Origin of the sequence: Sneathiella sp. (genome assembly GCF_047631475.1) — a bacterium.
Classification (GTDB): domain Bacteria; phylum Pseudomonadota; class Alphaproteobacteria; order Sneathiellales; family Sneathiellaceae; genus Sneathiella.
In genome coordinates, this window is record NZ_JBLHZT010000048.1 from 1 (window position 1) to 26523 (window position 26523).

At 48.1% G+C, this 26523-nt stretch carries 26 protein-coding genes; 9 read left to right on the forward strand and 17 right to left on the reverse strand.

From position 1 onward, the window contains the following. Positions 1–484 (reverse strand): SDR family NAD(P)-dependent oxidoreductase (locus tag ACJAYR_RS15585; RefSeq protein ID WP_415237460.1); only part of this gene is annotated, 484 nt, incomplete at its 3' end. Between the two features lie 157 nt (positions 485–641). Here ACJAYR_RS15585 and ACJAYR_RS15590 point away from each other — a divergent pair. Then, positions 642–1289 (forward strand): alternative oxidase, encoded by a 648-nt coding sequence (locus tag ACJAYR_RS15590; RefSeq protein ID WP_415237461.1) that lies wholly within the window; start codon positions 642–644, stop codon positions 1287–1289. A 4-nt stretch (positions 1290–1293) separates the two neighbouring features. Here the strand turns inward: ACJAYR_RS15590 and ACJAYR_RS15595 are convergent, their stop codons facing one another. The 9 genes from ACJAYR_RS15595 to ACJAYR_RS15635 all read right to left on the reverse strand — a co-directional run bounded on the left by ACJAYR_RS15595 (position 1294) and on the right by ACJAYR_RS15635 (position 10938). Continuing rightward, positions 1294–1950 (reverse strand): class II aldolase/adducin family protein, encoded by a 657-nt coding sequence (locus ACJAYR_RS15595; RefSeq protein ID WP_415237462.1) that lies wholly within the window; start codon positions 1948–1950, stop codon positions 1294–1296. A 2-nt stretch (positions 1951–1952) separates the two neighbouring features. Beyond that, positions 1953–3023, reverse strand: a complete 1071-nt coding sequence (gene mtnA / locus ACJAYR_RS15600; protein ID WP_415237463.1) for an S-methyl-5-thioribose-1-phosphate isomerase — start codon at positions 3021–3023, stop codon at positions 1953–1955. 82 nt (positions 3024–3105) lie between these two features. Then, positions 3106–4161: a sugar ABC transporter substrate-binding protein gene (locus tag ACJAYR_RS15605; protein WP_415237464.1), complete on the reverse strand. Its 1056-nt coding sequence runs from the start codon at positions 4159–4161 to the stop codon at positions 3106–3108. A gap of 35 nt (positions 4162–4196) precedes the next feature. Then, entirely contained in the window at positions 4197–5177 is a 981-nt protein-coding gene (locus ACJAYR_RS15610; protein ID WP_169545727.1) for an ABC transporter permease, read from the reverse strand. 10 nt (positions 5178–5187) lie between these two features. After that, on the reverse strand, positions 5188–6723 hold the full coding sequence (locus ACJAYR_RS15615; RefSeq protein ID WP_415237465.1) for a sugar ABC transporter ATP-binding protein: 1536 nt from the start codon (positions 6721–6723) through the stop codon (positions 5188–5190). After that, entirely contained in the window at positions 6720–7994 is a 1275-nt protein-coding gene (gene mtnK / locus ACJAYR_RS15620; protein ID WP_415237466.1) for an S-methyl-5-thioribose kinase, read from the reverse strand. The genes ACJAYR_RS15615 and mtnK overlap by 4 nt, the downstream gene beginning before the upstream one ends. A gap of 27 nt (positions 7995–8021) precedes the next feature. Further along, positions 8022–8741 (reverse strand): GntR family transcriptional regulator, encoded by a 720-nt coding sequence (locus ACJAYR_RS15625; RefSeq protein WP_415237467.1) that lies wholly within the window; start codon positions 8739–8741, stop codon positions 8022–8024. 290 nt (positions 8742–9031) lie between these two features. After that, positions 9032–10000 carry a succinylglutamate desuccinylase/aspartoacylase family protein gene (locus ACJAYR_RS15630; RefSeq protein ID WP_415237468.1) on the reverse strand — a complete coding sequence of 323 codons (969 nt, stop codon included), beginning with the start codon at positions 9998–10000 and terminating at the stop codon, positions 9032–9034. 23 nt (positions 10001–10023) lie between these two features. Beyond that, a complete protein-coding gene (locus ACJAYR_RS15635) occupies positions 10024–10938 on the reverse strand; it encodes a LysR substrate-binding domain-containing protein (protein WP_415237469.1) in 915 nt (304 codons plus the stop codon). A 200-nt stretch (positions 10939–11138) separates the two neighbouring features. Between ACJAYR_RS15635 and ACJAYR_RS15640 the strand changes: the two genes are divergently transcribed. From ACJAYR_RS15640 to ACJAYR_RS15665, 6 genes are all read left to right on the forward strand, one after another. Beyond that, positions 11139–12803: an ABC transporter substrate-binding protein gene (locus ACJAYR_RS15640; RefSeq protein WP_169545733.1), complete on the forward strand. Its 1665-nt coding sequence runs from the start codon at positions 11139–11141 to the stop codon at positions 12801–12803. Between the two features lie 67 nt (positions 12804–12870). Continuing rightward, positions 12871–13845 (forward strand): ABC transporter permease, encoded by a 975-nt coding sequence (locus ACJAYR_RS15645; RefSeq protein WP_415237470.1) that lies wholly within the window; start codon positions 12871–12873, stop codon positions 13843–13845. Beyond that, complete coding sequence (locus ACJAYR_RS15650) at positions 13845–14741, forward strand: ABC transporter permease (protein ID WP_415237471.1); 897 nt, start codon at positions 13845–13847, stop codon at positions 14739–14741. The genes ACJAYR_RS15645 and ACJAYR_RS15650 overlap by 1 nt, the downstream gene beginning before the upstream one ends. Then, complete coding sequence (locus tag ACJAYR_RS15655) at positions 14738–15721, forward strand: ABC transporter ATP-binding protein (RefSeq protein ID WP_415237472.1); 984 nt, start codon at positions 14738–14740, stop codon at positions 15719–15721. The genes ACJAYR_RS15650 and ACJAYR_RS15655 overlap by 4 nt, the downstream gene beginning before the upstream one ends. Beyond that, on the forward strand, positions 15714–16724 hold the full coding sequence (locus tag ACJAYR_RS15660) for an ABC transporter ATP-binding protein (RefSeq protein WP_415237473.1): 1011 nt from the start codon (positions 15714–15716) through the stop codon (positions 16722–16724). The genes ACJAYR_RS15655 and ACJAYR_RS15660 overlap by 8 nt, the downstream gene beginning before the upstream one ends. Positions 16725–16727: 3 nt before the next feature. Continuing rightward, positions 16728–17585: an N-formylglutamate amidohydrolase gene (locus ACJAYR_RS15665; RefSeq protein WP_415237474.1), complete on the forward strand. Its 858-nt coding sequence runs from the start codon at positions 16728–16730 to the stop codon at positions 17583–17585. A gap of 282 nt (positions 17586–17867) precedes the next feature. Here the strand turns inward: ACJAYR_RS15665 and ACJAYR_RS15670 are convergent, their stop codons facing one another. From ACJAYR_RS15670 to ACJAYR_RS15685, 4 genes are all read right to left on the reverse strand, one after another. Then, complete coding sequence (locus ACJAYR_RS15670; protein WP_415237475.1) at positions 17868–18245, reverse strand: DUF427 domain-containing protein; 378 nt, start codon at positions 18243–18245, stop codon at positions 17868–17870. An 85-nt stretch (positions 18246–18330) separates the two neighbouring features. Then, positions 18331–18696, reverse strand: a complete 366-nt coding sequence (locus ACJAYR_RS15675; protein ID WP_415237476.1) for a YdbL family protein — start codon at positions 18694–18696, stop codon at positions 18331–18333. A gap of 1 nt (position 18697) precedes the next feature. Beyond that, positions 18698–18919: a YnbE family lipoprotein gene (locus tag ACJAYR_RS15680; RefSeq protein ID WP_219821735.1), complete on the reverse strand. Its 222-nt coding sequence runs from the start codon at positions 18917–18919 to the stop codon at positions 18698–18700. Continuing rightward, a complete protein-coding gene (locus ACJAYR_RS15685; RefSeq protein WP_415237477.1) occupies positions 18916–21720 on the reverse strand; it encodes a YdbH domain-containing protein in 2805 nt (934 codons plus the stop codon). Before ACJAYR_RS15685 ends, ACJAYR_RS15680 begins: the two co-directional genes overlap by 4 nt. 784 nt (positions 21721–22504) lie before the next feature. On the opposite strand from ACJAYR_RS15685, the gene ACJAYR_RS15690 reads away from it, so the two are divergent. Then, positions 22505–23158 (forward strand): Crp/Fnr family transcriptional regulator, encoded by a 654-nt coding sequence (locus ACJAYR_RS15690; RefSeq protein WP_415237478.1) that lies wholly within the window; start codon positions 22505–22507, stop codon positions 23156–23158. 72 nt (positions 23159–23230) lie between these two features. Continuing rightward, entirely contained in the window at positions 23231–23419 is a 189-nt protein-coding gene (locus ACJAYR_RS15695; protein ID WP_415237479.1) for a DUF2892 domain-containing protein, read from the forward strand. A 209-nt stretch (positions 23420–23628) separates the two neighbouring features. Here the strand turns inward: ACJAYR_RS15695 and ACJAYR_RS15700 are convergent, their stop codons facing one another. The 3 genes from ACJAYR_RS15700 to ACJAYR_RS15710 all read right to left on the reverse strand — a co-directional run bounded on the left by ACJAYR_RS15700 (position 23629) and on the right by ACJAYR_RS15710 (position 26427). Continuing rightward, positions 23629–24807, reverse strand: coding sequence for a CaiB/BaiF CoA transferase family protein (locus ACJAYR_RS15700; protein WP_415237480.1), 1179 nt, complete (start codon positions 24805–24807; stop codon positions 23629–23631). Between the two features lie 160 nt (positions 24808–24967). Further along, positions 24968–25549 (reverse strand): NAD(P)H-dependent oxidoreductase, encoded by a 582-nt coding sequence (locus ACJAYR_RS15705; protein WP_415237481.1) that lies wholly within the window; start codon positions 25547–25549, stop codon positions 24968–24970. Positions 25550–25614: 65 nt separating this feature from the next. Continuing rightward, positions 25615–26427 carry an SDR family NAD(P)-dependent oxidoreductase gene (locus ACJAYR_RS15710; RefSeq protein WP_415237482.1) on the reverse strand — a complete coding sequence of 271 codons (813 nt, stop codon included), beginning with the start codon at positions 26425–26427 and terminating at the stop codon, positions 25615–25617. Positions 26428–26523: the final 96 nt, after the last annotated feature.

Sequence of the window (26523 nt, forward strand, 5' to 3'; positions counted from 1 at the left end):
TCACTCCTGCCTTTCCGGCGCAATATCCGGTTGCCCCAAAAAAGCCAACATCCGCAAGGATCGACGCGATGTTCACAATGGCTCCCCCTTCGTGTTTCATCTCGCGAATAGCGTTTCGAACCCCCAAAAAAGTGCCATCCAGATTTATCGAGTTTTGAAACTGCCAGTCCTTCAATGGCATTTCTTCAAGCGGCTTATCGATAGAAATTCCGGCACTGTTGACCAGAATATCAAGGCGCCCGAAAGTCGCTTTATGAAAGTCGATTGCATCTTCCCAGTTCTTTTCCGAAGCAACATCAAGCTTGAAAAACTGAACCCGTGAGGGCTCGTCAAGGCGATCCACCAATGCCCGGCCATCTTCTTCATTGATGTCGGTCACAAGGACATTTGCGCCTTGTTCAAAAAACTGGCAAACCGTCGCTTTGCCGATACCAGACGCCCCGCCTGTTACTAACACTGATTTTCCAGAAAATTCCCCGCTCATGTGCACCCCCTCTTTCTTTTTTTATTGGGCTGGACCGTGTATCATTCACAGTAACCTGAGTTGTTTGATGCGTCCACTTGCCACAGTGCACGTCCGTTTATTCTCACCATATACTCTTTATGGATGAAAACACGTTACAGTGTGAAAGGAAATCACCATGACGAAAATGGACGGTGTTAATTTGGACGTTCATGTCAAACCTTCCGGTGCCAGCGATCAGTTTGCCTTTGCCTTCGTAAAGCTTTTGCGCTTCTGCGCCGACCTGTTTTTCCGCAAACAATATGGTCACCGGGCCGTTGTTCTGGAGACAGTCGCAGCGGTCCCTGGAATGGTAGGTGGGCTGCTTCAGCATCTGAAAGCCATCCGCCATATTCAGAACGATCAGGGATGGATCAAAACCTTATTAGATGAGGCAGAGAACGAGCGAATGCATCTGATGACATTTGTTCAGATCGCAAAACCGTCCCTTTTCGAGCGATTTCTGATCATGAGCGTTCAGGCTGTCTTCTATAACTGTTTTTTCTTTTTGTATCTTCTGGCACCTAAAACGGCCCATAGGGTTGTTGGCTATTTTGAAGAAGAAGCTGTTATCAGCTATACTCGGTATCTCGAAGAAATTGACGAAGGGAGGCACGAAAATGTGCCCGCTCCGCAAATAGCGATCGACTATTGGAACCTTCCTGCAACGGCACGCTTGCGCGATGTTGTGCTGGCCGTCCGCGAGGACGAAGCCGGACACCGGGACGTTAATCACAAATTCGCGGACGAACTTGCCGGTAGATTAACCCCCTCAATGTCCCAATAACCGATTAAACGGCAGCTTCTTTCTTAGTGAATTGCCCATAGCTTTGGAATTTTTCGAGGATGTGATCCATTTCAGCATCCTCGATCATATTTCCGCCACCAAGTTGCAGGACCCGCCAATAGATCTCGCAGAGCTTTTCCACCTCAACGGCCATGGCCAGCGCTTTTTTCAGGCTCGGTCCAATTGCAATCATACCGTGATTAGCCATCAGGCAGGCCTTGCGGTCGACCATTGCCTCAACCACATAATCAGACAGTGTCTGGGTGCCGAACGTATGATACGGCGCACACCGAATGGTCTTCCCCCCTGCAACGGCCACCATATAGTGAAAAGAAGGGACTTCTTTTCCAAGGCAGGCAAGGGTCGTTGCAAAGGTGGAGTGCACATGCACGATGGCCTGTGCATCCTCACGGGCCTTATACAGATCCTGATGAAACCGCCATTCACTGGACGGTTTACGCGGACCAGTAGCGTCTCCCGACAGGGTCATTTTAGCCATATCCGCAGAAGAGCATTCATCATAAGGCATCCCTGACGGTGTAATCAGATACCCCCCATCGGTCCGAACACTTACGTTTCCCGCTGACCCTTGATTGATCCCGACAGCGTTCATTTGTAATGCTGTATCCAGCAATTCTTCACGCAAGACAGTATCCGACATCGTTAGCCCTGCCCGAAAATTCTGTTAATATTTTCTGTGTAGGGCGCGGTAATGATCTGTTTTTCCGTAATCAATCCGGCAACAAGTTCGTTCGGCGTCACATCAAACGCCGGGTTGCGCACTTTGATATTTTCAGGAGCCGTCCGACGGGCTCCGAAATTTGTTACCTCATGATCTTCACGTTCTTCGATTGGAATTCCCGCACCTGTTGGTGTGTCATGGTCAATTGTAGAGGATGGGCAGGCGACATAGAAAGGAATGCCAAAATGTTTTGCCAAAATGGCAACGCCCATGGTGCCGATCTTATTAGCAACATCACCGTTCGCGGCAACACGGTCTGTCCCGACGATCACCATATCAATCAGTCCCTGGGACATGATATGGGCCGCCATATTATCGGTAATCAAAGTTACATCGATCCCTGACTTTTGAAGTTCCCAACTGGTCAGCCGCGCCCCTTGCAGTAAGGGCCGGGTTTCATCCGCATAAACGCGAAATTTGACACCCTGACTATGGGCGACATACATGGGTGCAGTAGCAGTCCCCAGCTCAGACGTTGCCAAAGAGCCTGCGTTACAATGGGTTAGAATGCCCATACCTTCTTTGATCAGCGGGGCACCATTATTGCCCATTCCCCGGCAAAGACGCTTATCTTCTTCGTGGATGGCAACAGCTTCGGTCACCAGTACTTTATAAAGTTCTGCGGCAGAAGTAACCTCGGCAGATTTGGCAATACGAACCATACGTCGCAACCCCCACCCCAAATTAACGGCGGTAGGTCTGGAGCTGTCCAGATAAGCTGCCTGCTTCTCCATTTCAGTGATGAAGTCAGTAAGCCCCAGATCCTGAAACCCTTTCATGGCAACACATAAGCCATAGGCGCCCGCGACACCAATGGCAGGAGCGCCACGCACCTTTAGCACGCGAATGGATTCCCAAACCTGTTCGGCTGTTTCCTGTTTTTCCATAACGGTTTCCTGGGGAAGCAGAGTCTGATCCAACAGATACAGCTCTCCATCGCTCCAGGTTACAGCTCTCGGTAAAGTTTCGGCTATCAATGTTGTATCAAGCACTGATGTCTCCTGCATTCATCGGACAAAAAAAATAATAATATAGTATGGGGCGGTTATATCGAAACCGCCCCGCAGTCAGGCTTTAAAACAAGCCTTTTTTATCAACAGGTATCCAAGGCGCTGTCGCCCGTTCAACATGGTTGAATTTCGGAAATTTGGTCCGCAACTGTTTCATATTCTTAACACCTGCTTCTTTTAGCATATCCTGAGTAAACAGCATGGGCGGAATTGTGATGTCATGTTCCAGTTCCTCACCAGCAATTTTCTTGGCAATCGCCCGAACACTAACGGCCCCAATTGCCGCAGGGTTTGTTGCCGCGGTTGCCGCCCAAGGACTACCAGGCTTAATCATCAACTGAATATCCTGTGTTGAAATATCCGCAGTATAGACCTTAACTTTATCCGTCATGTTATTTTCTTCGAGCGCCATAATCACGCCTTTACCAAATTCATCAAACGGCGCGAAATACGCATTGATGTTTGGATTTGCCCGAAGAACGGCTTTTACCTGCTCCGCATTTTTGACGGAAAACGGAGATTCCAGTGTTCCCGTGCGTGCAACTTCCACAACACCAGGGTTTTCTTTTTTCACCTTCTCAAAGCTTACATGGCGCTTGTCCAAAGGCAGAATACCGGCAACATAAACATAACCAACATTCGCTTTACCACTGTAGTCACGCAGCATGGCCTCGAGTGACATCGCTCCAAGCTGATGGTCATCCTGTGCAATCTGATTAATCTCAGGATGCTTCAAATCAACATCAAAAGCAACGACAGGAATACCTTTGGCAACCGCATCGGCAGCCGGTTTTTTCATGGTTTCAGTCAGACCATGGTCAATGATGATCCCGTCGACGCCCATATTAATGGCCTGATAGACGAAATTCGCCTGTGCCTGATTGTCCATATTTTTACCAAATGTGGTCAATTTCACGCCCATTAGTTCAGCCTGACGATCAGCACCGGCCTGATACATCTGCATAAACTCGCCTTCCACCATCTGGCGGATCAGAGCAATATGGACTTTCTTTGATCCATCGAAGGGTTTCGGAGCATCGGCGGCTCCTGCAATTCCCATCAAACCAGCGGCCAATCCACCGGCAAGACCTAGGGTCTTCAACGTGCCTTTTACTGTCATGTTTTCCTCCTCAATTGATTTTTTTAATCTTTTTACTAACGCTGTTTGGCCAGACTGAAAGTAAAGGCGAGCGCGGAAACAAGCACACAGCCCTTGATAAAGTCTTGCCAGAAATAGGGTAAATTCAGCATGGTCAAGCCGTTTAGCAACATGCCCACAAAGATTGCACCAACGATGGTTCCAAATGCATTCGGCTTACGCGCCCCCAGTACGGCAAAGCCGATCAAGGCCGCACCGACTGCATCCAGCAAAAGACCAGACCCGCTTGAAACATCGCCGCGCCCCACACGGGCCGCCAGCAATACGCCGCCGAAAGAGGCAATCAAACCAGATAGGACATAAGCCATGATCTTATAACGATCGACGTTTGCCCCAACCAGGCGGGCTGCTTCTGAATTCCCGCCAATTGCGTAAAAAACGCGGCCCCACCGGGTATGCTCAAGCACAAGATAAACAACAAGCGCAAGGGCGATCATGAAGATAACCGGCGTTGGGATTAAATCGAAAACCCGTCCCTGCCCCAAGTAAAGGAAACTCTCGGAAAACTCACCCATTGCTTCATCGCCATTGGGCAGCATCATCCCTGTACCGATGGAGCGCCCCCCTGATGGGATCAACTGCAAGCCTTGAATAAGGAACATTGTGCCAAGGGTCGCCAGTAGATCCGGGATCTTAATCTTTACGATCAGCAAGCCGTTCACCAACCCGATCAGGGCGCCAATTGCAAGACAGGTAAATAAAGCGGACAGACCGCTCATTTCCAAAACAACCATGCAATAAGAGGCCATCATCACCGACATAGCGGCGGTTGATCCAACAGATAGATCAAGCCCATCCGTAACAAGCGTAAAGGTGACGCCCAAGGCCAATATCCCATAAATGGTCACACCAAGCAGGATCGAAAACAAATTATGCCAGCCCCAAAATGCAGGCTCGGCCAGACCAAATCCAATAAAGGATGCGATCATAACAATGATAAATCCGTACTTGATGGAAAAGGATGTTAATTTTTCCATGATTACTCCACTAGGCCTGCAATTTGAGATCTTCGGGGGACTGAGACGTCCAGTGCAGCAACACTTCCCGATCAATTTTTGTAATATGTTGTTCGCCAACGATCTGACCGTGGTTCATCACCACAACGCGATCAGCCACCTCAAGAACCTCGTCCAGATCCGCGGCAAGCATCAGGATGGCCCGGTCGCCCCGGTTGGCATGGATATAGGCGTTGATGTCATGACGGGACCGAATATCCACCCCTTGAAAGGGCTCGTCCAGAATGAGAAGGTTAAAATCAGTGAGCAACCAACGAGCCACAACGACCTTTTGCTGATTGCCGCCGGAAAGATCCCCAATATTTGTGGTTTCACTTTCACATTTCACCCCCATGGACTGGACCATTCGGATTGCCTCTCGGCTTTCAAAACCATGCCGAAGCAAGCCCAACGGGTTGGAGAAAAATTTCTTTAGAAAGGGAAGCGTTATATTCTGGCGAATTGAGAAATCAGGCACGACTGCGTTGTTTGCGCGGTCCTCTGGCACCATGAAAATACCGTTTTCGATTGCTTCAGAGACAGATCGGTTCTTGATTGAAACGCCGTCAATCAGAATGTCACCGGATACTGGCGCGACAAGCCCGAAAAGGACATTTGCCAACTCGCTTTTACCCGCACCGATCAAGCCCGTAATACCGACGATCTCCCCACTGAAGATTTTTAGATTTAGGGGCGCCTGACCTTTTTCAACAACCAGATCCCGGACTTCAAGCTTAGGTACACTTTCAGCCGAAATATCAGGCGAATGCCGCTCAATATCCTGTTCAAGCTCGCCCACCATTGTGGTGACAATCTGTTTAACATTAAAGGGACGCTCCAACACGCCACCAAATTGCCCATCCCGGATGACCCCGACCCGGTCGGCTATCCGTTCAATTTCATGCAAACGGTGGGACACATATAAAATGCTCACCCCCATCGCCTTTAGCCGGAACAGTGTCTCAAACAAAAACTCCGTTTCACGTTCCGAGATGGAAGATGTGGGCTCGTCCAAAATAAGAAGTTTAGGATCAGTTGCCAAGGCGCGGGCTATAGCAATCATTTGTCGCTCGCTTTGCTCAAGCTCTGAGACTTCCTGATCAAAATCGATCCCTTGAAGGCCCATTTTCTCGGCAATTTCGCGAGCGCGGGCATCAATTTGCTTTGGTCGGTACCAGACAGAACTGCCCTCGCTAGACAACAGTTCGGCCAAGGCAAGATTTTCACGGACCGTCATTGTCTGGACAACGCCCTGATTGATGATTTGGTGAACCGTTGCAATCCCCTTGGACGTAGCATCATGCGGCGAGGAAAATCGGACCGGTTTACCGTCAATCAGGATTTCACCTTCATAGTCTGGATAATAGCCGCAGATAATCTTGATCAAAGTTGATTTGCCGGCCCCATTTGCACCAACCATGGCGAATATCTCGCCCGGTTTAAAATCAAACGAAACATTGTCCAACGCCCGTGTTGCGCCAAAGCTTTTCCCGATGTTGCGGACCTGGATCCCTTTTTGATCCGTCATGACGGGGTTGCTCCCCCGGAAAGAGGAGAGATTTCAATGGCGAGCAATGCAAGCTCTTCAAACGATGCAAACTCATTACGGCGAACAACCATTTCAGCGCCCATGCGAAGGGCATTCTCTTCTGCTTTTGCCCGTTCTACAGGATCTTCGATATCTGCTATATCCGCGACCTTGGCGAGGCCGACAATACGGCGCATCATCTTACAAGCAGCGAAACCGATCATATCTGCAAACAATCGCTTCATAAATTTCTGACGGAACGCTTCTGCACAGTCGTCGTTCAAGTCTTTGCCAAAGAAACTTGCTCCCTGATTTTCGTCATGGGCCCGCCATAATGCGAGAAATTTCTCTTCAAATCCGTTCCAAACCTGTTCGGCGCACTGCAACAGCCACTGGCGATATTCAAACGGATCATTTCCCATTTTCCGTTGGCGATAATCATGGGAGAAATAGGCAAGAAACAGATTTCCGATCATTGCCCCTAAATCAAAGCCCATGGGCCCATAAAATGAAAATTCAGGGTCGATGATGTAGGTTTCTTCTTCATTGGCCATGATCGACCCGATATGCAAATCACCATGAAGCAGCGCTTCGGCTTTTGTCATAAAGGCGTATTTCATCTCGCCGACCGCGGCGCGGACATCCGCAGATCGTTGGATCCGGTCGATGGCTTCTTTTGATAAAGCCGGATTATATTCGTTGGTTTCGTTGTCTTCAAATGGATGGGTAAAGACAAAATCTTCTGTGATCTTACACAGCTCAATATTGATGGTCTCGCCAACCTGCTTTTTCTTTTCGTCATGTCCCAGATACAGGTCCGACGAATAAAAAAGAGTGCGCGCAACAAAAGTGGAAACATGGTCGGCAAGTTCTGGAAACACAGTTCCCTTCATGATCGACCCACGGATAATTTCATGCTCGTTCAGGTTCTGCATGATGACCAAGGACATATCATCAGACGAATGATAAATTTTGGGGACCAGACCTGGGCAAATACTTTCCTGAAATTTCAGCGCCCTGACTTCAGACTGCATCCGCTCACGGGACAAGGGCCAAGACTCGCCAACAACCCGCAGAAAAGGAACCGCCTGCTTTAAAACCACTGTTTCAGAAGGGGTCTTCCGGTTGGTAACAATAAACACGAAGTTGAGATTTCCATCCCCGACTTCCTGAATGTCCAAATCCTCAAAATCCGTAAAAAGATCCTGCATTTCCGGGAGGTCCCGCACATATTCTGCCGCTGTCTTTATGTCCAGTTGACGATATTCCATACTGAATTTTGCCTCTTAATTCTGTTGTTAACGACGACGAACAATTCGAAAATCAAAAATGTCAGCGCTGTAATAATCGTTGCTATAACAAAGCGCGACGCCCCGACTGTCGTAAAAAACTTCATCGAAAAGCAGAAAGAGTCCGATTTCACTTTTAAGTTCAGGAAGGTCACGGCGGGTCAATACCGTGGGATGGAGGACACTTTCCGCATGGGAAACAATGCGATCGTGGTCATCGAATAACTCAAACAACGATCCCGCGAACTCTTCTTCGGTTACCTGAGGTAATAGCTTTTTGGGCACGATATCGATGCAATAGGCCGCCAATGCTTTATCGGCACGACGCACACGCTCGATTTTTGCAACTTCGTCCCCAACCTCAATCCGCAGCTTTTCAGCAATCGCTTCATCCGCCGCCAAAAATGTAACTTCCAAACGACTGGTGGAAGGGGTGGCGCCGACAGATCGGATATGCTCTGAAACGGATCGCAATTCATCCAATCCATTTTCAAGCAAAATAGGAATTTGACGAATGAAAGTGCCCTTCCCCTGAATTCGCTCTAGAATTCCCTTGGATTCCAAGTTGGCCATCGCTTCGCGCAATGTAGAGCGACCCACGCCCAAAAGCTCCTGAAGCTCTGGTTCAGTTGGCAACCGGTCCCCACCTGTCAGCTTTTTGTCCGAGATGAAATCAATAATCGCATCCTGAACTCTTGCTTGAAGCGGTTTTTCCATATGTAAATTCATCTGATGCCCCAAGAATCACACACACATTCATCTGACTAATTTTGAACGATTATCCGCTTAAACCTTATTTTTATGCGTTTTTCAGCAGAAATTCAAAATTCATCTGATGAATAAGATGCAAATTCATCTGATGAATGTCAATAATAATTCTTACAGTTTTGTGAAAGTTTCCCCCCTCACCCTTTCTCAACGAGCCGCAACACCTGAAAAACAGGGCGTTCAACAATAAAAAAGCGGCGGAACTTCATCCCGCCGCTTGAACGCTAAACCACTAATACTGGAAGGGTCTTTTACATATCCAGTACTTTACCGTACCGAACAGCGCTTTCCCCTTTTTTGATATTCAGCGAGGGCATGACCATCACGCAATTATCATACGGGGTTTCGACCGGGTCATTCCCATCATACCCGATCACTGTGCCTGCCTTTTCCAGAATTTCCATGCCTTCGTAAGCGTCAGCATATCGGAAATCATCTGTTTGAACCGTATAGGGACCACTTACCTCCACGAAGGTTTGCTTGGGTAGATCATCAGCGGTCGGGCCGAAGGCGTTGAGCAGATCGTCAGAGATCATGCCGAATACATGCAGGAACTGATAGGCAGATTTAATCGCCAACGCGCCGGTTTCAGCAGCCCAATGAGTTCCGCACTCAACAAGCAACGCGTTTTTTGGACTATTGGGATTAATAAAGTCCCCATAATCCCGCATGCGAGTACCGTTTTTATGGCCCGCATCAGAAATCACGAATTTTGGCAAACCAACATCTTTAGCAAGTTTACGGCCCTTCGCGACGGGCCCCGCCATCATCAACGGGGCGGGCGAAATCAGCATCGAATGAATGTCGAGAACGAAATCTACAGCATCAACAATCGGACGCACTTCCCGTGCCCTCTTCAACTCGACGCTGTCCCGCGGCCCGTCCAGCGTCTCTGCGGTCCAAACCCGGTTGAAATCTTCATCAACAAATCGGGATTTAGTGGGGTCTTCCGGGTTGAAGCTGTGAAAAGCCGCAACATTCATAAAGGCAAGCGTCAATTTACCCCGAAGCGGGCGCACCTTCTGTTTATGCAAATGATCTACTGCGATTGCACCGCAAAGCTCGTTTCCATGAACAACGGCGCTGATCATCACATGAGGACCATCCACCCCTGAATCATAGGTCGTAATATAGTCGATACCCGTATTTCCCTCTTTATAGGCACTGATATCCGGGGCCTGCAATTCAACGTCAAATTTGGGTACTTCTGGATTGCTCATGGTTCTGCTTTCTATTTACAGTTTTAATTATTGAAGTTCTTTTTCACATATTCTTTGACATATGTGACGAATATTCGGGTGATTTCCGAGGGTGGATGTTTTGCTGGAAATCCGAAGGCGTAAGCATAATTCATGGACTGTTTAAACGGTATCAGCTCTACACCAAACCGGCGATGCCGTGCGGCCGTAATTTCGTTCACAATTGTTATGCCAAGCCCCTGCTCCACCAAAACACAGGCCATTTCAATGGTTGACGTTTCCAGCTTGAACTTTGGCAGATAGCCCTCTGCGGCAAACAACTCTTCCAGACGATGGCGGGAATTATGGCCCTGCATCATTGGAATTAGGTTCTCGCCGATCAGATCCTCTATCCCCACGATTTCTTTTTTTGCCAATCGGTGTTCTTTGGGAACTACGCACACAGCTTTTGGCGAATCCAGTATTTCCATTTTCACGCCAGGATGAGAAATCGGCATCGATACCAACGCCACATTCACCCGCTGGTTCGCCAGCATCTCAAGCGACGTCCGGCTTGTTCTTGTTTCAATCGAAATAGAGACTTCTGGATAGTCCAGAATAAATTCTTTGATCGCTTTGGGGAGGAAACTAAGGCTCAGACTAGGAACCGCAGCAATCTGAATTTTACCGCTTTGCACGGTGTCTTCATCCTGCGCATCCTTGACCACCCTTTCGATACCCATAAAGGCTTTTTTTGTTTCCGCTTGTAGCCTTAACGCAAATTTTGTTGGTACCAAACGCCCGCCCACGCGGTCGAATAATGCGAATCCGATATCATTTTCTAACTGATTAACGTTTCTACTGACCGCTGGCTGCGAGATACCCAGACGAATGGCCGAGCGTGTGGTTGACCCTTCTTCAACAACGGCGTTAAAGATTTCGAGCTGGCGGAAGTTTAAACCGGCTGAAAAATCAGGCATTTTCCCTGTCCGTCTCACTTAAAATGAGACTAATTATATTGTTGGTGGTATGCACTGAATGCATAAGATAAAAAAAGGACTATACATATACGCATAATTTTGTCTAGAGTGCGGTCAGATCAATGCAGGAATTTTGATCGTCTTATAAAGTGAGACCATCCAGAAGAACTGGATTTTACTACCTGTGCAGGGAGCATAAAATGTTTAATCAAAAACGGGGCCTGGCAGCGGCTGCCTTGGCCGTTACGCTTGCGTTACCCGGCGTTTCTCACGCTGAAACACTTACGATTGGGTTGCCCGCTGAGCCAAGCGCCATCGACCCTCATTACCACAATCTGGGACCAAATAATGCGGTCCGTCGCCATGTATTTGAGTCATTGGTTAATCAGGACGAAAAACAGAATCTCGGCCCGCTTCTGGCTGAATCCTGGAAGCCAACAGGCGAAAAAACGTGGGAGTTTAAACTCCGTAAAGGTGTGAAGTTCCACGACGGAACTGAATTCAAGGCAATTGATGTCATTTATTCAGCGTGCCGTATCCCAAACGTTCCAAACAGCCCTTCCAGCTTTGAAAGCTTTACCAAAGCAATCAGCGGCTTTGAAACACCTGACGATTACACACTGATTGTTAATACTGATAGCCCAACGCCTCTCCTGCCCACCTACTTTGCCAACTGGGGCATTCTGTCGGCTGCAGCAAACGGCGTTACAGGCCCGATTGCCTATGACAAAGCAGATTGCGGAATTAAAAACTTCCCAAGCACTGCTGATTTCAACAGCGGCAAAGCAACAATTGGTACAGGCGCATTGAAATTCTCAGAATTTGTCAAAGGCGATCGTCTGGTTTACGAGAAAAACAATGACTATTGGGGTGCAAAAACCGAATGGGATAAAGTTGTAATCAAGCCGATTACCAATGCTGCAGCCCGTATGTCAGCATTGCTCGCGGGTGACGTTGACTTTATTGCAGCACCACCAACGCAGGATCTGGACAAGCTGAAATCCAATCCAAAATTTGAGCTGTCTCAAGGACTGTCAAACCGTGTCATTTACCTGCACATGGATCAGTTCGGTCCAACATCAAACGGTGTTAAAGGCACTGGTAAAGCAACGGCTAAGTATGAAGGCGAAGGTCCGTGCGCGTCGAAAGAATGCGAAAAGAACCCGTTCCTTGATATCCGCGTTCGTCAGGCATTGTCAAAAGCCATCAACCGCGATGCCATCGTTTCAAAAATCATGGGCGGCGTTGCTGTTCCTGCCGGCGAATTGCTGCCACAGGGTTTCTTCGGCACCAATCCTGGTATGAAGCATGAAGCTTATGATCCAGAAGGCGCCAAAAAACTTCTGGCTGAAGCGGGTTATCCAAATGGATTTGAACTTGTTCTTGGTACACCAAATGACCGGTACATCAATGATGCAAAGGTTGCGCAGGTTATTGCACAGATGTTTACACGCATCGGCGTCAAAACATCCGTCAATGCCATGACAAAAAGTGTTTTCTTTAAAACACGGAACAAGTACGAGTTTTCAATCTATCTTGCAGGTTGGGGCGCCGGTACGGGTGAAATGTCGAACCCATTGCGGGCTCTCGTCGGCACACGCAGTAAAGAAACCGGTCTCGGCGGCACAAACCGTGGCCGCTACAGCAACCCTGATCTGGACAAGAAAATCCTGACTGCTCTGGCAACTGTTGATGAAGCCAAGCGCGAAAAAATTCTTCAGGAAGCCAGCCGTCAGGCAATGAGCGATTACTCTATTTTGCCGCTTCATTTCGAAGTGACAACCTGGGCGCATCGCAAAGGCCTGACCTACAAAGCGCGGGCAGACCAGTACACGATTGCTACTGGCATTACGTCTGCAAACTAAGACCAAGTACTGAAAACCGGGCTCTATATCCAGAGCCCGGTTTTTATTAAAATTCAGGAGAAATCCCTTGCTCGCCTTCACCATTCGACGCCTATCGCAAAGTGTCGTCGTCCTGTTCGTGATGTCCATTATTGTTTTTGCCGGGGTATATGCCATCGGTAATCCGGTGGATATTCTCATCAACCCTGAAGCCGATATTGCGGAACAGGAAGAAACAATGCGCCGCCTTGGGTTAGATAAACCCATATGGACACAATACGGCCTGTTTTTATCCAATGCTCTAAGTGGTGACTTGGGAAATTCGTTTGTTCATAACACACCTGCCCTGGACATAATTTTAACGCGCCTGCCAGCAACGCTCGAACTTGCTGTTGTTGCGGTCGGCCTCGCGGTTATTATTGGCGTTCCACTGGGCATGATTGCCGGTCTGAAAGACGATAGTTTTATCGGACGAACGATCATGACCGGCTCTATTCTTGGGTTCAGCCTCCCAACATTCTGGGTGGGTCTTATTCTGATTATGCTCTTTTCTGTTTCCTTAGGGTGGCTGCCGGCCTCTGGTCGGGGCGAAACAACAGACCTGTTCGGTATTCCAGTCAGTTTCCTGTCCTGGGAAGGGCTATCCCATATCCTTTTGCCCGCTTTTAATCTGGCATTATTCAAGATGTCACTGGTGATCCGTCTGGCCCGGTCCGGCACAAAAGAGGTTCTTTTGCAGGATTACATTAAATTTGCCCGCGCCAAAGGGATCTCGGATGCACGGATTATCTGTGTCCATGTGCTTAAAAACATCATGATCCCCGTTGTAACGGTTCTTGGTCTTGAACTTGGAAACGTTATTGCCTTTGCTGTTGTGACCGAGACGGTTTTTGCCTGGCCCGGCATTGGGAAACTATTAATCGATAGTATCAGCAATCTGGACCGCCCTGTTGTGGTGGCCTATCTGCTGCTGACGGTAACAATGTTTATTGTGATCAACTTCATTGTCGATATTCTTTATTCAGTTCTTGATCCACGCGTTCGTTTGGGAGGGTCCAACTAATGTCAACGACCCTCACAAAAGAAAAAGGCGTAAATCCATGGCGTCAGTTTATCTCTGAATTTGCGGAGAAAAAACTGGCTGTCGTTGGCTTTATTGTTTTTGTCAGCCTTATTTTTGCGGCTGTCTTTGCCCCTTGGATCACCCCGCAAGATCCGTATGATCTGACCCAGATTGATTTCATGGACGGCCGTTTGGCCCCCGGCTCAGAAGGCGCCACCATGACCTATTGGTTGGGAACCGATGATCAGGGTCGCGATTTGTTATCTGGCATATTTTATGGCTTGCGGACAAGTTTGGCCGTAGGCGCCCTGTCGACTTTGATTGCATTGATTTTTGGCGGTGCACTTGGGCTGATTGCCGCTTATTTTGGTGGACGCGTAGATACACTGATCATGCGTATAGCCGACTTGCAGCTGAGTTTTCCGGGGATCTTGATCGCATTGATCCTTGTGTCTGCCCTTGGGCAAGGGATTGATAAAATCATCATTGCACTGGTCGCGGTTCAGTGGGCTTACTACGCCCGAACAATCAGGGGAACCGCCCTTGTTGAGCGCCGAAAAGAATATATCGAAGCGGCGACGTGTCTGGCGATCGACCACCGACGTATTGTGTTCAAGCATCTTATGCCGAACTGCACACCGCCGCTTATTGTTGTCGGGACTGTTCAGGTAGCGCATGCCATTGCATTGGAGGCAACACTCTCTTTCCTTGGGATCGGTGTTCCCATTACGGAACCGTCACTCGGTCTTTTGATCAAGAACGGCTTCGATTACATGCTAAGCGGTGACTACTGGGTGAGTTTTTACCCCGGTCTTGCGCTTCTCATCACAATTGTCAGCATCAATCTTGTCGGCGATCAGCTGAGAGATGTCCTAAATCCGAGGCTGAAAAAATGAGTAATTCTGTACCAACACTTGAAGTCAAAAACCTGCAAACGCAGTTTTTTACCAAGGCCGGCATTGTTGACGCTGTTAATGATGTCAGTTTTTCAGTAGATCGCGGGGAAGTCCTCGGGCTCGTCGGCGAGTCCGGTTCTGGTAAATCCGTGACGGGCTTTTCAATATTGGGGCTTGTTGATGCGCCCGGCAAAGTGACCGGCGGACAAATCCTTTTTAAAGGAGACGACTTGACCCAGTATTCCGAAGATCAGTATCGGAAAATCAGGGGATCAAAAATTTCAATGGTCTTTCAGGACCCAATGATGACCCTCAATCCGGTATTGCGGATTGATACGCAGATGATTGAGGCCATTCGCGCCCATGAAAACATCTCAAAGAAAGAGGCTTTCAGCCGCGCTAGAGATGCGTTGGGTCAGGTTGGCATTCCCTCTCCCGAAGAACGCCTCAAATCCTATCCCCATCAGTTTTCAGGGGGTATGCGTCAGCGGGTGGCCTTCGCAATTGCCCTTCTAAACAAACCAGATTTGATTATCGCCGACGAGCCAACGACGGCTCTTGACGTTACCATTCAGGCTCAGATCCTGTTTGAAACACAGAAACTCTGCCGGGAAACCGGGACAGCCCTTGTCTGGATCACCCATGACCTGACAGTTGTTGCGGGTCTTGCCGACAAAGTATGCGTCATGTATGCCGGTAAAGTTGTCGAAACGGGTCCGGTGGATGCGGTTTTGGACAACCCCAGACACCCCTATAGTGAAGGGCTGATCGGGTCCGTTCCAAGCCGTAACAAGCGCGGTCAGGCGCTTAATCAAATTCCGGGCATGACCCCATCATTGTTAAACCTGCCCGCAGGATGTGCGTTCAGCCAACGCTGCAAATACGTGCAGGATGAATGCAATATAGCGCCGGAAATCAGTATCTTGGAAGATGGCCGTAAAGTAAGATGTCATCGTGCAAAGGAGATCTCCGGTGTCTGATAAAGCTACGGAAACACCCATTCTGGAAATTAGAAATATTTCCAAGAAATTCGTTAAACCACTCGACTTTGCAGAAAAAATTGCTCAAAAACTGGGCTCGGATATTAAAGAAGAAGTCGTTCATGCCGTTGATGACGTGTCCATCAGCATCAAAAAAGGCGAAGTTGTCAGTTTGGTCGGCGAGTCTGGCTGCGGCAAGTCAACGCTTGGTCGCATGGTTGCGGGCATTCTTCCCCAAACCGCAGGCAACATTTATTTTGAAGGCAAAAAGGTTGACGATCTAAGCGGTGCCGCGGCCAAAGAAGTGGCCCTGAAAATCCAGATGATTTTTCAGGATCCCTTTGCCTCCCTTAACCCGCGATTGAAAGTCCGCGAAATTTTGGGGGAAGCGCCCCAAATCCATGGGCTTGTCAAAAAAAGAGACATTGAAGAATATCTTGATGATGTGATGATGCGCTGTGGTTTGGATCCGGACTATAAAGACCGCTATCCGCATCAGTTCTCAGGCGGTCAGCGCCAACGGATTGGGATTGCCCGCGCGCTCGCGGTCCAACCTGAATTCATTGTTTGCGATGAAGCCGTTGCGGCATTGGATGTTTCAATTCAGGCACAGGTTCTCAACCTGTTCATGGATCTGCGGAAACAACTGGATTTGACCTACCTGTTTATCTCCCACGATCTGGGTGTAGTTGAACATATTTCAGATCGCATTGTCATCATGTATCTGGGGCGTGTGGTTGAATCTGCGACCACAGAAGAATTGTTTGAGAACCCAAATCATCCGTATACTCAAGCGCTCCTGCGTGAAATCCCAAGGCTGAATACCCGGCATTCCGATTTCACACCGATCGAAGGTGAGATCCCCTCTCCGCTGGACCCACCAAGTGGGTGCCACTTCCATCCTCGCTGCCCGTTTGCAAAACCAATTTGCAAAACGGAAATCCCCACCCTTAAATCCCTCAATGCGGACCATCAGTCTGCCTGTCATTTAAACGAGAATTAACCCGTGCAAGATATCAACGAACCGGGCGTGCTTTTTTTAAACGCGCCGAAAAACACATCTGTTCCCCTTGTTTTGGACAGCCCTCATAGTGGGACTACCTATCCTGAGGATTTTAATCACGCCTCGGATTTCATGGTCCTGCGCCGGGCAGAAGATACCTATGTCCACGAACTCTATGCCAATGCCCCCAGTGCAGGCGCTGTTTTGATGGGGGCTCATTTTCCCAGAAGCTACATTGACGTTAATCGTGGTTTGAACGAGATCGATACTTCGATTATTGAGGGCAGCTGGACCGGTCCCGTTACACAAAGTGAAAAAGCAGAAGCTGGAATTGGTTTAATCTGGCGTGTTAATCAGCTTAATGACGCGATCTACGATCGAAAGCTTAGTGTTTCTGAAGTCCAAAACCGAATTAGCCAATACTGGCAGGCCTATCATGACACTCTTAAAGGGGCTCTCGACCAAAGCGTCCAGCAGCATGGCAAAGTCTACCATATCAATTGTCACTCCATGCCGGAGATAAGCAACGAGTCCTCTAAAGAAGGCCCCGGTGTTCAACGGCCAGAATTTTGCTTAGGAGATCGCCTTGGAACGACCTGTGATGCAGCATTTGTAGAGGTCGCCAAAACAACGCTGGAAGCACTGGGTTATCAGGTCTCCGTCAACGAACCCTATGCAGGTGTTGAACTTGTCAAAGCCTACAGCAATCCCTCAGAAAATCGGCACAGCCTACAGATTGAGATCCGACGGGATTTGTATATGGACGAAAAAACACTCGAAAAGTCTGACAATTTCGAAAAGTTGAAAAAAGATCTCGACATCCTGATCCAGAAATTGGCCGAGTTCAGTCAGGCTGCCTAATCGGTTTGGCGTTCTGCCTCCTAAAAATCAAGCGGGTGTTTCAAAAGAAGCGCCCGTTTTTTGTTACCGATCAGGCCCCGGATACCAAGCCGCTGAATAGCGCTTTTCGTTAAGCTTTCAGCGGGTCCTAGTCCATTTCGTAGGATCACCGCGCTAAGCAGTTTCTCTTAAGTCCGCCTCCTGCCCTCTGGCTCTCCGCAGCCCATAGACTACATAATCAATATCGACAAAGTTGGGAAATTGCCAAAGATCAGCAGGGCATTTGCCCTTCTTTGCGATCCCTCAGTCAGCCCGAAGGTCAAAACCTTCTAGTTCTGTATAAAAACAGACATGATCTTTTAAGGCTGCGCATTCGTTAAACGGGGCATCATAGCCCCAGACAGCGTTCTTTATTTTCCTGCCCCCAACCATAAGAGACCAATACCGCGCGTGCCCTTTGAAAGGGCAGTAAGTTGTATGATCTGAGGGAACAAAAAAGGACTGAGTGCAGTCACTCAGTGGGATATAATATCGCGTCGCGTAACCACTTTCATCCAATTCAAGCGCATTTTCTGTCGAGGCAATCAGTTGATCATCACAGAAAATATGGCATCGTTTTGATGAAAGACTAATCACAATCTTATGCGCTGGATTGTTTGTAAAACCGGGGGCCGATTGCATAACTGGCTCCTGTTCCTATGGCCTTTCACAGCCTCAAGCCGCACAAGGCGAGTGAGATTTAACACCTGAACTTCACAAACAACGTTTATTTTTGGCTCCAGCTTCCGTCTTCAGCAAGAAACCATGTTCCGGCAGGCGCACTTCCGGCAATTTGATTAGCATATACCCGCCCAACCTGCTCAGCACTCACGCCCTGACTTTTGGCGCGGGCAACATAAATGGAACGGCGTTTGCTATTAACCTCTGACACAAACCCGGCGGCACTGTCTTTGCGCGCGCGCGCATATCCATCAAACGCCTCTCCAACAGCGCCCGAGGCGCGAAGAGTATCCAGATCATCGGCATGCGCGTTAGAAAAAGGGAAAATTGCCAACCCTGTAAGGAGGACACTGACACTCAGAATAGAGGTACCAAATTTTCTGCGGGTGATTTTAGTGTTCGTCTCACGCATCTTAGAAAATCTCCGGATTATTTTTGATGTCGCTTTTCGCATTTTCTTCAATTTTTAGGCGGACTTCTGCATCCAGCTTAATGTTCAAATTAATCGTTATCGGTTCTGAAGGCGCTTGAACTTTGACGGTTGGCGTACACGCCTGAAGGACAACCATCAGTCCAATTGCAGTCATCGACAGGGCCGCAAGTTTTGATCGTTCCACAGACTTTCCTTTGCTCATTTCCGTTTCCTGCCGACGGTAGCACGGAGTGCTTTTTCCGACAAGCGATAGCCGTCCAATACGGTATTTAGAATTTTGTCCAAATTCGTCTCCAGGTTAATATTCAAAACAACGGCTCGATTATTTTCAACATCAGGGTTGGCCCCTTTCGTATGTAGGGTCACTGTATCCGTCCCGCTTTCCTGCTTCCGAATTTTTATACTCAACTCGGAATATCGGAAATTCTCCAGAATATCAAATAACAGCTTGGTCTGCTCTCCCCCTCCTCCTAGGGCACTTCGGGCTTTTTCGGATTTCAATTGCAGTAGTCCCGGCCCCGCGGCCTCCAGATAACCAACATCAATCAGCACGCGATCCCCGTCAAAGAATAACGGCACTTTGCCATTTAACGTGCCCGAAGCGGTAAAATCTTCAACGTCACCAAGGGCCATCACCTGTTCCAGATCAAGATTTGAAAGACTAACCATGACCTTATTCTGAGCTGCGCCAATATCAATCTTCTCATTTTCAATGACCGCCGTTCCGCCAACCAGCCCCACATTCATCTCATCAAGATAAAGAATTGGGCGGTCCTCTTCAGTTAACACCCGAAACTCCAGACTTGGATTAATGATTGTGACCGCAGAAACGATTTCCCGCGCAACAATCTGTTGCGTTTGGCGAATGGTGAACGGAAACAACTCGTCCACTTTGACGGTTCCGTTTAATCCGATCACCGACACCGCCTCCTGAGCAATATTCAGGTTACTAATTTCGAATTCTGCTGTTGAGTTTACGCCAGATTGAGACCATTTTAAGGCGCTCTTCGCACTAACAGTACCGTTCACCTTTAGGGATTTATCAATTCCGGATACAAAATCGGAGGGTTGAATCCCTTCTTCTTCAAAGCGAAGTGGCTTAAGAATGACCTGTCCCGCTCCCGTTCCTGCAGAAAGATTGTGCTGCCCTTCGAAAGCCAGAAACGGTCCCAGAAAATCGTTACTCGCCTCTATATTAACCTCGGCGACTTTCCCGGTTATGGTTGCACCGCCGGTGAATACGATTTCCTGTTTTAACTGGGCTCCTTTTAATGGAAATATAACCAGCTTGCCGAGGTTCAGCTTTATGGCTTCCCATCCCTTGGCCACATCTGCGTTCAAGGTGTCACCACGAAATCCCAGTCGTTCACCAGACGCGTACAAAAAACCTTGCAGATTTGTAACCGCCACTTGAAATGGTTGCGCCAACGAAACATCTGTTGCTTCAATTTTTGCTGAAACAGGAGAGAGATTAATATGCCGGTCCAGATACCCCAGCTTCTCCAATTGGGCAGTGAGAAGGCTAAAATGCGGGCCTGCTTCCGCATTCCAGTTCACAGTGAAATCCAAATCCACATTCCCACTTATTTTGCCGGGAATATCAGCAAGATAGGCTGAAAAGTCTCCCGGCTGTAAACGACCAGGCGCAAATGTCTTGTGACGAAAACGCCCCGTCAGCTGTGCTGTATTATTTGAAAAATCATACTGTGCATCAAAAGGAAGCGATAATGTCTCTTTACGATCCAGCACCTTTCCTTTCATCGAGAAAATGTCCCCGGCGCGCTGGCCCGTCATCGAAAGAATAAGCGGTGCGAAATAAGGTGTTTTAGATTGATGGCTGACGGTCACCCTCAATTGTTCCAATGCCAACTGCTTTCCCGCGGCGCCCCCCTGAACACGAAGGTCCATTCCCTGAAAGGAAAAGCGATCTGCATTATAAACAATATTTCCGATCTGGTTCAGGCCGGTCATGGTCGCCGTGTGCTCATAACTTTGCAAATCCAGATGACTGCGCGCTGACAGGGAAATAGACTTTGACTGGAATGAATATCCAGGCCCGATCATTTCGATGTTTTTAAACTGAAAATCAGACATGGCTGTGATGGTTCTGGACGACCAATCGAGCTGTGTCTGACTTGACACGATGGCATTAAGTGGAGGTATATCCTTTGCCAAAGACGAAAGATCAGAAGGTTGCAGCCCTTCCTTGTCAAAGGCAATATCCTGAATATCAAAGACCGCGTTCCCGTCCCCGGTCTGTATGTTGTGCGTCCCTTGCAACCGAAAAAGTGAGGCCGTTTCTCCCAGCCCTGTCGTGACATAAAAATTCAGCGCGGCCCCATCCGATGTTGCCTGTCCCGACAGCTGAACGGCAGACCATTTGGGGACAGGAGCCTCATGCCGGATAACGCCGTTCTCAATAACCGCTTGTCCTGTAAGCGACGCCAGATCGCCCCGCACATTAATCGACAGTTTTTCAAGGAGCACAGGACCGATCTGTGTCTCAATGGACCCCATCGCACGGATTTGCCCGGCAAATCTGTTGTCACTGGTCACCAGCCCATTCACGATCGCCTCAAACTGCCGTCCGTCAATCCGCTGGACAACAGTTGCATTGGTCAAATTAACAAGCGGAAAGAGACGTTCTGTTTCAACCTCCGCCCTGTCTGATGCTGATTGTTCGACAAGCCGCCTGAATGCTGCAAAACTGCCCCCAGCAAGTTCAGAAATATCCGCATAAACTCCGTTCAGTGATATCCATTCTACTTTCCCACCCAACAAAGCCGGAATAGAGTATCCTGCCGCCGCCTCTTTGACACTCAAGTCCGGCCCGAACTCAACGCTTGAAAGCCGAATTTCGTTAAACCCCACATCCTCAATTTCAATCTGTGCCACCGGGAACCCGTTGGATTTCAGATAAGTTGTCACCGTCAACTGAGCAATGGGAACCCGCACAAGAAATAGCGCGAGCAGGACAACCAAAGCACTGCCAATAATGATCAAAATTTTTCGGATTTGCGCGATCTCTTTATCCCCTGCCTTTTAAGTCTTCCCAATGCCCGGCTAAACACTCGCCCCCGCGTTGTCATGCCGCCCATTACTGTTCATTACGTCCGTCTCAAACTGGTTCTATTTGTTAAAACATTATTCCAGGTCAAGAATAAAGCATCAAACAAAGCCCGTTCAGTTAAGAGCGGAAATTCCACTCAACTTTCTTGCAGATCAACCTTACTTCGACGAATATATCACAGCCACTCGTTTGCTCTTGGTTGACCCGTTTTCGAGCATATTCCCCACACATAACGAACTAAATGAATATTGCTTCTTATCACAAAAAAACTCTATCAACAGATGGCGCGCAGTTAAAGACAATGCCGCACCTTGATCAACATCCGTGTTATCCTTGACCTGTTCAATCAAATAAAATTTTTCTCTGGCTTTGAACAAGAAACCTTTTACAAACCCTTGATATTTCGCAATGTTTTCTTTCTAAATCACCATTCGACAAAGATATTTTGGACGGAAAAATTTCAAACGACAAACAAGAATTGAATTACTCAATCCCTTTAAAAATACGTCTGCGGAAGACTTCAACAGATATTCCGGCGACCATACGCAAGCCCAACACAACGCCAGAACACCAAAACAATATTCTGTATAGATCCGATCAGAAAAACCAATATGACCCATTTATCGCGCTTTCATCCAATGGTCCGTTTTCTTGAATAAATTCCGGGACAGGCGTAGTAGTGTAACTGTATCGCCATACTCAGAACGGAACAATAAAATGAATTGGGTAAAAGAGATCGCACCGCTTGCGAATTTATCATCGCAGGACATGGCCTTGCTGAACGCCCATTGTGAAACCGTCACATTGCCAGCCGGACAAACGATTTTTTCTCCTCAAACAACCGCCCGGCAATTTATTATTCTCGTAGAAGGTTCGGTTCTGGTTCGGCAAACCGGTCAGCATGGTCGCGATATCATTCTGTATCGGTTGTCAGGTGGTGAAACCTGCATTCTGACAACGTCCTGCCTACTTTCTGGGGAGGTATATAATGCAGAGGCCATTACCGAAACAGAGGTCCGCGCCCTCCTTCTGCCAGAAGCCGCGTTCAATAACCTTCTCGCTGCATCCATCGAATTTCGCCGGTTTGTATTTTCCAGTTATGCCAGCCGGATTGCATCGCTTATTCATTTGATTGAAGAGGTCACATTTGAGAAAATTGAAACACGCCTCTCTCATAAACTTCTGCAACTTTCAGAAAACAGTGCCACAATCCATGCAACCCATCAAACGCTTGCAACCGAATTGGGATCAGCCCGTGAAGTCATCGGCCGCCACCTGAAAGAGTTTGATCGCAAGGGATGGATATCGTTGTCCCGCGGGTGCATAGAAATCGTCGACCGAGAGGCCCTGCGTCACTCCGCCGCAGATTGAAAGTGACTAAGTCACAGACCCCGCCTTCGCTTTTTCATAGACTACTCTAAGACACCTAATTTGGAGGCTATTATGATAAAGAACGAAGGCTTTATTGACCGTGCATTAAGAGTAATAGTGGGACTGGGCATTTTATCACTCGCCTTTATCGGGCCGCAAACCCCATGGGCCTATATCGGCTTGGTACCCCTGCTTACCGGTCTTGTTGGCTATTGCCCGCTTTATAGCTTATTCGGGATCTGTACCCTTAAAAAAGCATAGACTGTTTATCTACCCCCAATTTCTGGCGCTCGCAGAATTTGGCGACCCAAAAACAACATCTTATCGGCTTTCTCTGCTGGCAAAAAATCTGCGCTATTGCTGGCTATTAGAGGTCGGCAGCGGGCTTAGCGCAGTGCAGCCAGTAAGATTGACCATGACATAAAAAGGGCCCCGCAAGAGGCCCTTTCTTCATCTAGATACTGTCCTGTTTATTTTTGCAGGACTGCGCCTTTATCGATCATGGCTTTAATCTGTTCATCCTCAACTCCCAAACCTTTCAGGATTTCGGTTGAGTGTTCACCAACAATGGGGCTATGCGCCAACTCATCGCCATTTTCAAAACCGGCAAAACCCGGAATACGGGGAAGCGGGATTTTTCCAACAACGTCGTGATCAATCCAGTTATAACTGTTCACAGCTTTAACCTGTTCGTCAGCCAGATAATCGTCATAGGTATTGACCCGGCTATGAATAACACCTGCTTCGGTCAGGGCACGACACCATTCTTGGGTGTTCTTTTTCAAAAACTCTGCGCGAATAATTTTCATAATCGCGTCTTCATTTTCGATCCGTTTATCCCGCGTATTGTAATCCGGATGATCGATCAAGTCTTCCCGTCCAAGCACCTCGCATAAAGACGCGTAGTGCTTTTCTCGCATAACAGAAAGGCCAATATACCCGTCCGATGTTTCCACCGTTCCGACAGGCACATATAAAACGGTCGGTTTGCCGCCCTCCAGGTGATGTTCCAGAATTTTTGCACTTTGAAAAGCAGCGGCCGTTTGCATCAGACTGGCATCGACATACGTCCCTTTGCCATTGATACCCCGGCCGATCAAAGATTTCAAAATCGTCTGATAAGCAAAAATACCGGTCAGGAAATCAACTGCAACCATTCCTGTTTTTAACGGCATCCCCTTATCATCTTTTGTCATGGTCATCCAGCCGGAAAAAGCCTGAATAGCTCCGTCCGTGACCGGACGATCATTATACGGGCCTTCCTGACCATAACCGGTAACAGACAAATAAATGATGTTCTTGTTCGTCGCCGATACCGAGGCGTAATCAAGGCCGAATTTTGCCATAACACCAGGACGAAAAGACTCAATCAGAACATCTGCTTCCGCAGCAATCTGTTTAGCAATTTTCAAGCCTTCTTCCGTCTTCAAATCCAACGAAATCGACTTTTTACCCAAGTTGACCACAATTGAATGAGCGCAGTGATCATCAATCATCGTACCCAGAGTACGCGCCCAATCCCCGTCCAGCGGTTCAACTTTTGTAACGTCTGCACCGCCTTGAGCGAGCATCATAGCTGAATAGGGCCCGGCAACCCCTTGGCTGAAATCAGCAATTTTTAGGCCGGATAATGGTTTACTATCGTTCACAGCACTTTCCTCTTGATGGGACCGTTATTTTAATTATTTGCCAAGTGTTCTGCCTTTTTATACTGAATGACGCAATTTTCCCACCCGAAAATCGGCCTCATACCATATGATTGAACAGAACTTATTTAATACAAGTCACTATATGCGCGGGCCAAAAATTCTAAAGAAACCGTCGTATACGTATTTTAAAGCGATTGATCTTGTCCTGCGTCAGATTTTCACAATCATACAAAGAGAGCATTTCAAAATCACATCCCCGGCTACAGGCCCCGACGACACCATATTTAAGTGCCTTTTTGACGGGCTGTCTCAAAATCAGTCGATCAACCCACCACGGAGAGCCAAGCGTGGTTATTACTCTAACCTTTTTTAGCGCGTTCAATTTTGGTGAAATGGATTTGTTATCAACAGAATGCGCATAGGCAGCCCCCGGCACCCAGACCCGATCCAACCAACCCTTTAAAATAGCAGGAAGGCCGAACCACCATGTTGGAAAAATCAGAACCAGATACTCCGTTTCGCAAAGCTGTTCGATATCTTTTTGCGTCCCAGACGGGGTATATTCATCACCGTAGTAACTCGCCCGTTCATCACGAGTTAGAACCGGATCAAACGCTTCTTCATACAAATCCTTGATCCGGATTTCATGATTTTTACGTTCAAGTTCATCGGCAACTTCATCCAGCAAGTCTTTGCAAAGACTATTTTTTAACGGATGGGAGACAACAGCCAGACACTTCACGGTTCTTCAGTCCCCCTTTCCTGAAAACAAATATCGGCCGCGCAATGCCGAATGTTTACCAGATATTACTTCAAAACAAATGACAGAAACTCCGGGTATTTTTCAGGCATCAGGCGCTGAACAATATCTAAAAAGCGAGCATCCCCACCAATCAGAACCCGTTTCTTTTTACGCGCAACGGCCTTCAGGATAACCTCGGCCGCCTGATCGGCTGTTGTGCGAGCCATTTTCGCAAACCTTGTTTCCATATCTGATTTTTTAATATGCTTACTGCCGGGATTTATAAAACGCGCATTTTTCACAATATTAGTTTTTATGCCGCCGGGATGTACACTGGTTGCATAAATTCCCGTGCCTTTCAATTCTTGGCCCATGGCATCCGTAAATCCACGAATGGCAAATTTTGAAGCGTTATAAGCACTCTGCCCCGGAACGGCAACCAACCCAAATAGGCTGGAAACATTTATTATATGGCCTTGCCCCTGTTGTTGAAAATAAGGCAGAAAAGCCTTCGAGCCGTACACCATTCCCCAGAAATTGATATTCATCAACCACTCGAAATCGTCATAAGAAACGGTTTCAACCCGATCAATGAGCGCCACCCCGGCGTTATTAAACACAAAATCCACTTTGCCAAATTGATCCACCACCGACGCGGCCAGACTTTCAACCGCGTTCCGATCAGTCACATCCAAAGGATCAGAACGAACCTCCACGTTATATGGGGCGATCAGCGTAACTGTCTCTGCCAACTCGGCCTCATTGATATCACTAACAGAAACCGAACAGCCCTTTGAGGCCAGCCCAAGCGCCAAGGCCCGACCAATACCGGACCCCGCCCCCGTAATGGCGGCCACCTTACCTTCAAAACTCATGATACAATCCTGTTCTTTTTATTATTGGGCGGCCTCAGTGTCTTGCACGTCGCCTGCCGCGTATTGTGTGTGCTTATTGATAAACCTGGCCAGATCCGC